The sequence below is a fragment of the Gluconobacter sp. Dm-74 genome (assembly GCF_018256135.1).
GTDB lineage: Bacteria > Pseudomonadota > Alphaproteobacteria > Acetobacterales > Acetobacteraceae > Gluconobacter > Gluconobacter cadivus.
In genome coordinates this window covers 17,761-30,016 of the sequence record NZ_JAERLX010000004.1, presented here as the reverse complement: position 1 = coordinate 30,016, position 12,256 = coordinate 17,761, and the positions used below count along the sequence as shown (strand labels likewise).

Annotated in this window: 10 protein-coding genes and 1 tRNA gene; 4 read left to right on the top strand and 7 right to left on the bottom strand. The window is 60.9% G+C overall.

Annotation, left to right across the window (positions count from 1 at the left end; all coding sequences use genetic code 11):
- Nucleotides 1-44 precede the first annotated feature (44 nt).
- The gene (locus JK208_RS07820; RefSeq protein WP_211575355.1) at nucleotides 45-980 is read left to right on the top strand and encodes a DMT family transporter; all 936 of its coding nucleotides are present in this window, start codon (nucleotides 45-47) and stop codon (nucleotides 978-980) included.
- A 29-nt stretch (nucleotides 981-1,009) separates the two neighbouring features.
- Here JK208_RS07820 and JK208_RS07815 read toward each other — a convergent pair.
- Nucleotides 1,010-1,085: transfer RNA gene (locus JK208_RS07815), tRNA-His, on the bottom strand.
- 232 nt (nucleotides 1,086-1,317) lie between these two features.
- Here JK208_RS07815 and JK208_RS07810 point away from each other — a divergent pair.
- Entirely contained in the window at nucleotides 1,318-2,772 is a 1,455-nt protein-coding gene (locus JK208_RS07810; RefSeq protein ID WP_211575353.1) for a SulP family inorganic anion transporter, read from the top strand.
- Nucleotides 2,773-2,878: 106 nt separating this feature from the next.
- On the top strand, nucleotides 2,879-4,042 hold the full coding sequence (locus JK208_RS07805) for an OpgC family protein (protein WP_211575351.1): 1,164 nt from the start codon (nucleotides 2,879-2,881) through the stop codon (nucleotides 4,040-4,042).
- 6 nt (nucleotides 4,043-4,048) lie between these two features.
- On the opposite strand, the gene hflX is transcribed toward JK208_RS07805, so the two are convergent.
- Genes hflX through dusB form a run of 6 tightly spaced genes read right to left on the bottom strand, consistent with a single transcriptional unit; the run spans nucleotide 4,049 to nucleotide 11,313 of the window.
- Nucleotides 4,049-5,362 (bottom strand): GTPase HflX, encoded by a 1,314-nt coding sequence (gene hflX / locus JK208_RS07800; RefSeq protein WP_211575349.1) that lies wholly within the window; start codon nucleotides 5,360-5,362, stop codon nucleotides 4,049-4,051.
- Nucleotides 5,359-5,610, bottom strand: coding sequence for an RNA chaperone Hfq (gene hfq, locus JK208_RS07795; RefSeq protein WP_211575348.1), 252 nt, complete (start codon nucleotides 5,608-5,610; stop codon nucleotides 5,359-5,361). The genes hflX and hfq overlap by 4 nt, the downstream gene beginning before the upstream one ends.
- Before the next feature lie 48 nt (nucleotides 5,611-5,658).
- Entirely contained in the window at nucleotides 5,659-7,071 is a 1,413-nt protein-coding gene (locus JK208_RS07790) for a sigma-54 dependent transcriptional regulator (RefSeq protein ID WP_194267891.1), read from the bottom strand.
- Nucleotides 7,061-9,460 (bottom strand): PAS domain-containing sensor histidine kinase, encoded by a 2,400-nt coding sequence (locus JK208_RS07785; protein ID WP_211575347.1) that lies wholly within the window; start codon nucleotides 9,458-9,460, stop codon nucleotides 7,061-7,063. The genes JK208_RS07790 and JK208_RS07785 overlap by 11 nt, the downstream gene beginning before the upstream one ends.
- Nucleotides 9,457-10,182 (bottom strand): sigma 54-interacting transcriptional regulator, encoded by a 726-nt coding sequence (locus JK208_RS07780; protein ID WP_211575344.1) that lies wholly within the window; start codon nucleotides 10,180-10,182, stop codon nucleotides 9,457-9,459. The genes JK208_RS07785 and JK208_RS07780 overlap by 4 nt, the downstream gene beginning before the upstream one ends.
- A 15-nt stretch (nucleotides 10,183-10,197) precedes the next feature.
- Nucleotides 10,198-11,313: a tRNA dihydrouridine synthase DusB gene (gene dusB, locus JK208_RS07775; protein ID WP_211575340.1), complete on the bottom strand. Its 1,116-nt coding sequence runs from the start codon at nucleotides 11,311-11,313 to the stop codon at nucleotides 10,198-10,200.
- Between dusB and JK208_RS07770 the strand changes: the two genes are divergently transcribed.
- The gene (locus JK208_RS07770; RefSeq protein WP_249202024.1) at nucleotides 11,312-12,256 is read left to right on the top strand and encodes an alpha/beta fold hydrolase; all 945 of its coding nucleotides are present in this window, start codon (nucleotides 11,312-11,314) and stop codon (nucleotides 12,254-12,256) included. The two genes, dusB and JK208_RS07770, sit on opposite strands and share 2 nt — an antisense overlap.

Here is a 12,256-nt window from a genome sequence, read left to right as displayed (position 1 = left end):
TGTCTCCGCACGGGAAACAGCCTCGCCTGCGGAGAAACAGATCCATGAGACAGAACATTTTCTCCTCAGGCATCCTGCTGGCACTTCTCGGATACGCCGCCTTTGCCATCAGCGATGCCTGCTCCAAAGGGCTTGCGGGGCACCTCGATCCTTTCGAAGTCGCTTTTTCAGGTGGCGTTTTTGGCTTTCTGCTGCTGCCCTTCATCCGCCGGCCAGACGAACCCTATTCTGATATTTTCGCGACGAACCGGCCGGGCATGTGGATTCTGCGCGCTGTTTCAACATTCGTCTCAACAGCCGCCAGCGTCATGGCTTTCATGCTGCTTCCCATGCCAGAAGCGCTGTCGCTGATGTTTCTGATGCCGTTCTTCGTCACCATCATTTCCGTCACGATCCTGAAGGAAAAGGTTTCGTTCTGGACGTGGCTTTCCGTTGGAATCGGTTTTCTGGGCGTGTTGATTGTCCTGCGTCCCGGCGCCCGGGCGTTCCATCTCGGCCATGTCTGCGCCATCGTCGCCGCGCTCGCCAATGCCAGCAGCGTCGTGGCTTATCGACTGGCTGGGGACAAAAGCGCGCGACTTTCCCTGTTCGGATCAAGCCTTTTCGGACCGCTGATCGGCGACGGCCTTCTCATGATCACCCACGCCTCCTGGCCACATGGACCGCGAGTCTGGGCCCTTCTGTTCGGATACGGTTTTCTGGCAGCTCTGGGACAATTGTTCATGATGATGGCCACAGCCGTCGCCCCCGCGAACCGGGTCGCGCTGCCGCAATACAGCCAGATGGTCTGGGCCGTCGCGTTCAGTTACCTGCTGTTTCATCAGCCATTGGACAACTGGACATTCATGGGAATCATCGTCGTGACGCTGTCGGGCATGCTGAACTGGATCCGGCAGAAACTACGCTTCGAGCGCATGGCGCTGGAAGAACGCTGGGAGCACAGACACAACCATCAGGCTGATACTGCCAAGCCCAGATGAATGTTCATTCAGATTTTCAGGAGAAGTGCTGGGGCGAATGACGGGGATCGAACCCGCGACAACCGGTACCACAAACCGGCGCTCTACCGACTGAGCTACATCCGCCACACAGCGACGCACTCTCTAGAGGAAGGTTGGGGCATTCGTCCAGTCTTTTGACGCATTTTTTTTCACACTCCTGATTTTTTTTTGGCCGCTTCCACCCGCGCTCATGTCGGTTCTCCCGGCAATTCCATCTCTTCAATCCTGAGGCCAGCCGGGTTACACTGCATGCATCATTGCCGCGCCGGGCCTGAATACGTCGCACCCCGTTCACGCCCTGTCCTCAAGGATTTTCATGACTGCCGCTCTCTATCGTCGCCAGTGGACACAGAACCCACTGCGCGAAGTGCTGGCCGGAATGGTCGGAACCTTTGCCCTCATTCCCGAGGTCATCGCCTTTTCCTATATCGCGGGGGTCTCTCCAGCGGTCTCGCTGTTCGCGTCATTCGTCATTTCCGTTTCGATCGCCATTTTTGGCGGCCGACCGGGAATGATTTCAGGTGCTGCCGGATCTGTCGCTCTGGTGGCGGCGCCGCTGGTTCATGCTCACGGCGTTCAGGCCATGTTGCTCGCGACACTGGTTGCAGGCGCATTTCAGGTTCTGTTCGGCCTGTTGCGCCTTCAGGCCGTCATGCGCTTTGTCCCCGCAGAGGTCCGGACAGGCTTCGTCAACGCTCTGGCCATCATGATCTTCTCTGCACAGGTCCCGCAGATGCTTGGAGTAAGCTGGCACACCTATGCGCTGATCGCGCTGGGCCTTATCATTATCTATCTGCTGCCCCGCCTGTCCGATGCCATTCCCTCTCCACTGATTTGCATCGTGGTTCTCACTGCCATCACGATGTTTTATCCGATGCCGGTTCACACCGTCTCCGATCTCGGCGACCTGCCAACCGGTCTTCCCAGCCTGACCTTTCCTCATATCGCGCTGGACTGGGCCACATGGTCCGTTGTGCTGCCTTATGCGCTGGCTATGGCCGCTGTGGGCCTGCTGGAATCCATGATGACGGCCTCCGTCGTGGATGACATCACCGATACCCATGGCGACCAGCGCATGGAATGCACGGGCCTCGGCATTTCAAACATTCTTGTGGGCGCCTTCGGGGGCATCGCGGGCTGTGGCATGATTGGCCAGACCGTTGGCAATCTGCGCTATGGCGGGCGCGGGCGTCTGTCCACCTTCACCGCAGGCGCGTTCCTACTGGCCCTCATGGTACTGCTGCACCGCTGGGTCGGGCAGGTTCCGATGGCGGCTCTTGTCGCCATCATGATCATGGTTTCCGCCAGCACGTTCTCCTGGGGAAGCCTGCGTGATCTGGCCCGCCATCCGCGTCTGTCCAGCCTGACCATGCTCGTCACCGTAGCCGTGGTCGTGATGACTCACGATCTGGCCGCAGGCGTTGCGGTTGGCGTCATGCTTTCAGGCGTGTTCTTCGCCTGGCACGCCGCGAGCCTGCTGCGCGTCACGGAAAAGCGTTCCGGCGATGTGCTGACATATAGCGCTTCCGGTCAGGTTTTCTTTGCATCTGCCGACAGCTTCTCCGATGCAATCGATTACCATACCGATGCCTCTCGTGTTGTTCTGGACCTGACTGAGGCCCGTCTGTGGGACATCACGTCCGTTCAGGTTCTGGAAAAAATTATCGGCAAACTGCGCGCGCGCGGTCGTACCGTCGAAGTTATGGGGCTGCATCCCGAGCGGCATGGCATTCTGGCAAGCCAGTCGAACGAAGCCCTGCTCGCGCTGTAAAATACAGCCTGGGCGGGGCAGATTGAGGATGAATTCCGTCCAATCTTTAATGTGGCCGTAATCTGGCCCCATACCCCTGCCCACGCTCTGACGATAAGAAGAGATTATGGAGCCGTCCCCAGCATCCCCATCAGCTTTAACGCGAAAGATTCCCCGCGATCATCGTGTGGATGCCCTGCGCGGTCTCGCGCTGCTGATGATGCTGGTGGACCATGTTCCGGATGATCTGCTCAATCGCATCACGATCCGCAATTTCGGATTTGCCGATGCCGCTGAGATTTTCGTCATGCTGGCGGGTTATGCCTCCTATCTGGCTTATGGGCGCCTGATCGACCGTGAAGGCTGGAAAACCGGTATTCACCGTATTCTGGCCCGCTGCCTGAAGCTGTACCTGTACCAGACCGGCATGACGCTGGTGTTCGTCTGGACAGTTCGGCAGTGGCGGCACTATCAGCCGTTGCCCGAATATACGATCGAGCCCCAGCTCGCGCATGGCTATAGTTGGCTGTGGCGTATCCTGACATTCGATGCGCTCCCCAGCTACCTGAACATCCTGCCGCTTTATGTGGTGCTTCTGGCACTGTTTCCGCTGATTTACTGGATTCTCAAACGCAGCCTGTGGCTGCTTGTTGCGCTCAGCGTCGGCATCTGGGCCATCGCCAATCTGGACCCGCACCTCACCATTCCCAACTGGCTCGATCCCAGTGGATGGTATCTCAATCCGTTCGGCTGGCAGTTTCTCTATATTCTCGGGATTCTGGGGGCTGTCTGGGCCTCGAAAAATAACGGCGATCTACCGTATCGCCTCTGGGCCAAAGCTCTGTGTCTGGCCTATCTCGCAGGCGCGTTTGTGCTGTGCTTTCCCTACGAATACTGGCACGTCCCGTTTCTGCGGATTTTTCCGGCCCCGCCCAATACGGGCAAATCCACGCTAGCCATCTGGCGGCTGCTGGACATCATGGCGATCTTTTATCTGGTGCAGTCTTCTGCTGCGCTACGCCGCATCTCCGCCGACCGCATTGGCCAGAGCCTCGCCCTGCTTGGACGGAACTCACTGGAAGTTTTCGCCTGTAGCACGGTGCTCGACCTGCTGGGACGGCTGATGTTCGCCAGCTTCGGCATCAATCTATGGGAACAGCTTGTGATGAATGTGGTCGGCCTCGGTCTGACCTATGCGCTGGCCATACCGCTGGACCGTGTCCGTCAGCGCGCCAGAGCCGCCCGCGCCTCTTCGCGCAGCGCGGCTCCGGCGACACCGGCGTCCCAGTAGAAAAACTCAGACGTCCGGCTGCACGATCCGGTCTGGATGAAGCAGTTCGAAACGCTCCAGATCCGCCGAGAACAGACGGACCTGCACATCGATTCCGTCATCCCGGTCTGTGCGGCCAACCACTTCGCCATGCTGGTAGAGCCATGCCAGCGCCGCGCCATCCGTAATGGGCAGACGCACATCAACGGATTTCATGGAGCGCGTCAGATACTGATCCAGAACCTCGAACAGGTCTGGCAGACCTTCGCCTGTGATGGCGGAAATCGCGACGGCATTCTCACGCTTCGGAACCGCTTCGACGCCACCCACCAGATCGGCCTTGTTCAGAACCTCGATCGTGCGGTCCGACCAGTGTGAATCCAGCACGCCGTCCCGCACCATGCCATCCAGCACATTAAGAACGTCTGCCCGCTGGGCCAAGCTGTCGGGATGCGAAATATCGCGGACATGCAGGATCACATCCGCCTGCGCCACCTCCTCAAGCGTTGCCCGGAAGGCCGCGATCAGTTCGGTTGGGAGTTCGCTGATGAACCCCACCGTATCGGACAGGATCACATTGCGCCCTGACGGCAGACGCATGCCGCGCATAGTCGGATCCAGCGTCGCGAAAAGCTGGTCCTGCGCATGAACAGACGCCCCGGTCAGGGCATTGAACAGCGTGGACTTGCCCGCATTGGTGTAGCCGACGAGGGCCACGACTGGGAACGGTACGCGCTTGCGGGATTCACGATGCAGGCCGCGTGTCCGGCGTACCTGTTCCAGCTCTTTGCGAATCTTGCCAATCCGCTCGGCCAGCATCCGGCGGTCGGCTTCCATCTGCGTCTCACCCGGACCGCCAAGGAAGCCGAAGCCGCCCCGCTGGCGCTCAAGATGGGTCCAGAGCCGCACAAGGCGCGAACGCTGGTATTCCAGATGGGCCAGCTCGACCTGCAACACACCTTCACGGGTGGCGGCACGCGCGCCAAAAATATCAAGGATCAGCCCCGTCCGGTCCACAACCTTGCAGGCCAGCGCCTTTTCAAGATTGCGCTGCTGACCGGGTGACAGCCGCGCATCAATGACGACCACATCCACATCGTCGAGCTTGACCGCCTCGGCGAGCTGTTCGACCTGACCGCTTCCCAGAAGGGTCGCGGGGCGACGGGCACGCAGCAGGATTGCGGCCTGACGCACCACGACAAGTCCGATGGAGGCCGTTAGACCGACAGCTTCCTCAAGCCGTGCATCGGCCGCACGGATTTCTTCCTGCGGCCCCGACTTTTCCCACGGCAGAATGACGGCGGCGCGTGTTGCGGGTTTTTTGGTGTCGAAACCGCTCAAAGTTCTTCTTCCACAAAATTCATCGCCGTAACCGGCATGATCGTGCTGACGGCATGTTTGTAAACAAGCTGCACATGGCCGTCCCGCCGCAGCAAAAGGGTCTGCGCGTCCGACTGGGCCAGGATTCCCTGAAGCTTCACGCCATTGACCAGAAAGACCGTCACGGAGGCTTCCGTCCGACGCAGATGATCGAGGAAAACCTCCTGTACAGCACGAGGGCCGGCAGGAGAGGAATGTTCTGAAGTCACGCTGTTATCAGTCGACAGAGGAAAGAGAAGGAAAACCGGCGCGTCATTTCAGCCACTCACCGGCGTGGATGACGCGGGCGCGCGGTCTTCATTGGTTGTCACGCCAAGCTGCTTGAGTTTGCGATGCAACGCACTGCGTTCCATGCAGACGAAGCTGGCCGTCCGGCTGATGTTGCCACCAAAGCGCATGAGCTGCACCTGCAGATACTGCGTCTCAAACAGGTCCCGCGCCTCACGCAGCGGCAGGCTCATGACATCCGCACCCGAATTGAGGCGGGTCATGGACGGTGCGCCCTGACTGATGGTGGAGGGCAGCATGTCCGCGCGGATCGGATCGTTGCCCGTCCCCGGCATCATGATCAGCAGCCGCTCCATCAGGTTGCGCAGCTCCCGCACATTTCCCGGCCACTCGTAGGATTGCAGCGCGGCCAGTGCGTCCACCGAAAGTTCCCGCACCGGCAGGCCCGAAGACTCGGCGCAGCGGTCAAGGAAGTGCCGCGCAAGACCCGGAATGTCTTCGCGCCGTTCACGCAGGGAGGGAATCCGCAGCGGCACGACCGCAAGCCGGTAATACAGGTCTTCCCGAAACCGGTGTGCGGCGATCTCGGACTGAAGATCGCGGTTGGTGGTGGCGATGACGCGGATATCCACCTTTACCCGTGTATTGCCGCCCAGACGCTCGAAGGTCTGATCCTGAAGCGCGCGGACGATCTTGCCCTGCGTTTCAGGCGGCATATCCGCGACTTCGTCGAGCAAAAGCGTTCCGCGATGGGCACGCTCCAGCACGCCGCGACGCATCGGCTGGCCGTCTTCGCCCTCAAGACCGAACAGCTCCTCTTCGAAGCGGTTGGGCGCGAGCGTCGCACAGTTCAGGGCAATGAACGGGCCCTCCGCGCGGCGGGAGCGCGCATGGATCATTCGCGCTGCCACTTCCTTGCCCGCCCCGGCCGGACCACTGATCAGCACACGAGAATTGGTGGGCGCGACACGCTCGATCTGGGCGCGAATGGCCGAAATGACGGCACCCTCTCCCGAAAGGGTCGTTTCCGGCCCTGCCCTCAAACGCAACTCGGCATTTTCCCGCCGCAGTCGCGCGGCTTCCAGCGCGCGACGCACCACAACCAAAAGCCGATCCGACTGGAACGGTTTTTCGATGAAGTCATAAGCACCCAGTTTGAGGCTCGACACTGCCGTCTCGATGGTGCCGTGACCCGAGATCATGAGCGTCGGCAGGCCGGGTTCCTCGGTCTGGAAAATCTTGAGCAGTTCGATTCCATCCAGCCGGGAGCCCTGAAGCCAGATGTCCAGAATTGCCAGCGACGGACGATGCGCGCGAAAGAGTTCGAGCGCCTGATCCGAGTTGCCGGCTGTCCGGGTTCTGTAGCCCTCATCGTTCAGAATACCCTCGATGAGGAACCGGATGTCCGGTTCGTCATCGACGATCAGGATCTCATGTTCCATCTGCTGTCCTCATAGTCTGAAGGTCCGTTTCCCCGGGGACATGGCTCTCCTGCTCCCATAACGGCAGGGACAGGGTGACGCGCGTTCCCCGCTGCCCGGATGTCGGGCCACGGGAAAGGTCTGGTTCCCGATCAGTGAGCTGAAGCATCCCGGAATGGTCCTCCATGATCTTCTTGACGATCGCAAGGCCGAGGCCGGTGCCCTTCGCCTTGTGGGTTACATAAGGCTCGGTCAGCCGGTGGCGTTCCACCGTTGGCAGGCCGATCCCGTCATCTTCTATGTCTAGCAGGACATGCCCGCCGCGAATGTGCAAGCCCACCACAATGTGTCCTATTGGCTGCACTGCCTGTCCTGCGGGCTGTCCGGAAGCATTTTCTCCCGGTTTTCCGCGGCCTGCCATGCTGATGGCATCGGCTGCATTCTGTAAAAGGTTTGTCAGTGCCTGACCGATGAGTCGCCGGTCACACCGCACGATCGGCCCTGACGGAGGCAATCCGGTGGTCTCGAACACAATTTCGGGATGGGCATTGCGCTGGAGCACCAGCGCCTCCCGACACAGCCGTGAGAAGTCCTCCGGCTGCATGACGGGCTGTGGCATCCGCGCAAAGGCGGAGAACTCGTCAACCATCCGTCCGATATCCCCAACCTGTCGCACGATCGTATCGACAAGCTGCGTATAGGTCTCGGGATCAGAGTGGATTTCCTTGAGGAAGCGCCGTTTCAGACGCTCCGCCGCCAGCTGGATCGGGGTCAGCGGATTCTTGATCTCATGCGCCACACGACGTGCAACGTCGGCCCACGCAGCCTTGCGCTGAGCGGACTGAAGATCCGTAATGTCATCGAAGGTCACGACATAGCCCGCGACATCCTGCCCGCGCAGTTCCGCCACGACCCGCACGAGAAGCGTGCGCCCCGCCCCCGCACCGGCGCCCTCGCCCGGCCCACCCGGACGCTGCGCGCCTTCGGTATCCACCTGAATTTCAGCGGTGTGGACGCGCTCCGGCGCCATGCGGGCCGCGTCCAGCAGGGCGGAGAACTCCGGCACACGCTCCGTCAGTTTCCGGCCGATGGCGGGCTGGAGGTCGCGCTGGAGCACACTGGAGGCTGCGCGGTTCGGCAGTTCGATCACCTGCGCTTGGTCCAGCCCGATCACGCCCGCCGAGACACCTGCAAGCACGGTTTCGGTAAAGCGGCGGCGCTCGTTGATCTGGTCGTAGGCCTGCATCAGTTCGGAGCGCTGGCTTTCCAGCTGATCCGTCATGCTGTTGAACGCACGCGACAGCCCCGTCACCTCGTCGTCCTTTTCCTGCCCCGCGCCTTCCGGAACAGGAACCCGAACGCCCAGATCGCCTTTGGAAATCCGCTGGGCCGCCAGAATGAGCAGCCCCAGCGGATTGGCGATCCGGTTGGCCAGCGCCAGACCCGTCAGCATTCCCACCGCCAAAACCAGCAGGCCCATCAGCGCGAAAATGACTGCAAACAGAACCTGCGTCTTGCCGCGATTGGCAATCAGCCGCTGATAATCCGCAACCAGAGTGTCCGTCCGGCGCATGTGCTCCACCACATCCGGATCGACCGGCCGGGTAATGACCAGCATGAGCCCCGAATTGCCACCCAGCGCCACCACGGCCCGCACTTTGCGCTGATCCGGGCGATCAAGAATCACGGCTTCGCCATGCCGGGCCAGTTCCACAACCGATTTCGGCGGGAGTGGCGGGGCCGTGGACATATCCGCATCGCTACCCAGAAGGCCACCGACGGCCAGAACTTTGGAAGTCAGAGGGTCGAAGACCTCCGCATCCGTCAGGCCGCGTTCCGTGACTTCATCGTCCAGAAACTCCTGAAGGCGCGCCGGGTCGTGGAAAAGATCAGTCCCGCGTGAGAAAAGCTCGTCATTCTGGACCGTGATCAGCGTGTTTGCGAGCGCAAAGGCTTCGGTCCGGGCGTTGTCGTTATGCTCCTGCAGATAGCCAACCGCGACCGAGCGGGCTTCTGTCAGGGCATCGTTTACGCGGTTGGAGAACCAGATTTCCACGCCATAATGGAAAAAGAGCGTCGCGACTGCCCCCACGACAATAGTCGGGGCGACCGCCACGATGCCGAACAGTGTAATAAGCCGCACATGCAGACGTGCGCCCGCCAGACCAAGCCTGCGTTCGGCCACCATCCGCCCGATCTGCACCACGGCCGCTGCCACAATCAGCATGAGCGTGATGAAATCGAGCAGGAAGACGATTGCCTGAACCTGCGGCCGGTGCGCCAGAGACATGCCACCTGACAGCACGACGAACGTCGCAAAGGCCAGTACGAGCGCCAGAACTGTCAGAAGAACCGCTCCGTTGGCACTCGTCAGCCTTGCAAACAGGCGCCTCAGGGAACGAAATTTCACTCGTCGATGCCTTTCGGGATCGTGATGTCCAGTTCGCGGATACGTTTGCGCAGGGTGTTGCGGTTCACTCCCAGAATGGAAGCAGCCCGAAGCTGATTGCCGCAGGTCCGGCGCAGGACCATCGTAATCAGTGGCCGTTCGACTTCACCCACCACACAGGCATGCAGATCGCCCGCGCCGTTTTCCAAATCACCTTCAAGATATTCGGACAAAGGCCGCTCCAGCGCCCGCTCCAGTCCGCGAGGACGCGCCGTGCCCGTACCTGCCGCCAGACGACAGACCGCGCCAATGCGTTCAGGCCCCATCCGCTGCGCCGACGGCAACGCCGAAAGCCACTGGTGCAGCCCTGCCGCCAGCCCCCCCTGCCGTAGAAGCAGGAGCGGATCGTGACGGCTTCCGGCGATGACGCGCAGATCCGTCTGCGCAAGACAGTCCACGAACCGGTCCTGCATCGTGGGACACAGACAGTCGATTTCATCCAGCAGAAGAGTTCCGCCCTGTGCCTGCTGGATCCAGCCCGCCTCGGCGCTTCCGAACAGTGCGGCCTCGCGCAGGGCGCGCGGGGTGGCGGTCAGGGCCGCAACCACGAAAGGATGCTGCGCGCGCGGGCTGTGACCGTGCAGCCTGCGGGCCACGTCCTGCCGGTCCAGCCGAGAGGCTCCGTAAAGGAAAACCGGATGACAGCCCTGCTCGACCAGACCGGATACGGACACTTCCGTCATGAAGGGCGCATGATATCAGGCCGCCTCACGCGTGCCATCGCGGCTCAGACTGCCTGCCGGTCCGGCTTCGCGGTTGCGGACGACACCCGCTTCGATATGACGGTCATAGAAGCCTTCGAGCAGCGCAATGGCTTCAGCGGCATTATCTACATTATTGATCGTGGAGCGGAACGTCGCAGACCCCGGCAGCCCCGCGGAATACCAGGAGACATGTTTGCGTGCGAGGCGCAGCCCCGGACGTTCGCCGAAATGGTCAAGCATCATGCGGTAATGACGCAGGGCGATCTCTTTTTCGGTCGCCAGATCCGGGTCCGGCACATCCTCGCCGGTCCGTAAGGACTGCGCCACCTGCGCCGTGAACCAAGGCCGTCCGTAGCAGCCGCGTCCGATCATGACACCATCGGCCTGAGACTGGTGCAGCGCGTCACGCGCATCGCGGATGGTGTTGATGTCACCATTAACGATGACCGGCAGCGAGACCGCGTCCTTCACCGTTTTGACGAAACGCCAGTCCGCGGTGCCGTTATAGAACATCTGCCGGGTACGACCATGGACGGTCACAAGCCGGATGCCGCTCTCTTCCGCGATTTTTGCCAGACGCGGCGCATTGAGGGAGTTATGGTCCCAGCCCATGCGCATCTTGAGCGTCACCGGCACATTCACGGCCCGCGCCGTGGCTTCCAGCAGCTTCCCAGCCAGAACCTCGTCGCGCATCAGTGCGGAGCCAGCCATTTGCCCGATCGCCACTTTCTTCACCGGACAGCCAAAATTGATGTCGATGAGGTTTGCCCCTCCATCGACCGAAATCTTCGCCGCCTGCGCCATGGCTTCGGGATCACACCCGGCAAGCTGGACCGCATTGGGCCCGCGCTCGGCCATCCGCGCCATACGCATGGTGTTTTCGTTCTCACGGATCATCGCCCATGAGGCGATCATTTCCGACACGACAAGCCCTGCTCCCAGATCGCGCGCAAGCTGACGGAACGGCAGGTCCGTCACCCCCGAGAGCGGGGCGAGGATCACCGGGTCCTCGATCACCACGCCCTGCCCCAGATCAATGGGTTTCAGAACACGGTTCGGAGGAGCGGTTTCAGGCGCGTCAGGCGTGACGGAAGGTGAGGAAACAGTCATGGCCCTTCCAATTTACCGCCCTGCCCCCGCAAGCGCAAACGCTCCTTTGAACGCAACCCGCCTTACGGTCCGCGCGCTATGGCCTGCGACAATGTCCACGCCCCATCCGGCCAGTGTTTTTACGGAGAAGACCATGCCGCATATCACGACCAGTGACGGAATCCGCATCCATTACGAGGAACAGGGACACGGACGGCCCATCGTCATGATTCATGGCTGGACGTTTTCGGGACGCTTCTTTCATCGCAATGTCGGCCCGATCTCCGAACAGGCCCGTGTCATCACTATGGACCTGCGCGGCCATGGGCGTTCGGAAAAACCGTCACACGGTTACAGGATCGCGCGTCTGGCCGCCGATCTACGGGATCTGCTGGTGGCGCTGAACCTGCGGGACGTCACGGTTCTGGGCTGGTCGATCGGCTGTCCGGTCATCTGGTCGTATCTGGAACTGTTCGGATCAGAGCGCATCCGCAATGCCATATTCGTCCAGCAGACCCCGAAACAGTATTATTCTGCTGATTGGAAGCTCGGCCATGCCGACTGTTACGATCAGGCGGGCCTGACGGCCGTACAGCAGCAGCTAACCCTCACCCCGGAAGACTTCGACCGGGCCAATCTGGAAAACTGCATCTGCCATCCACTTCCAGACGAAGAAAAGGCCTTCCTGCTTCGGGAGATGGCGCAAAGCCCCGCGCATGCCCGCAGCGCCATGATGGCCGATCACACCACGCAGGACTGGCGCGATGTCCTGCCGCATCTCACGCTTCCGGCCCTGATGATGGTGGCCCGAAAAGACACGATACTGAACCCCGAAGGTCCCGCCTGGGTCGCACAGCACATGCCCAACTGTACCAGCATGGACTTCGAAGACAGTGCTCACATGGTTTTTCTGGACGAAACGGAAAAGTTCAACCGTGCCGTTCTGGAGTTTCTGAAGACCTGA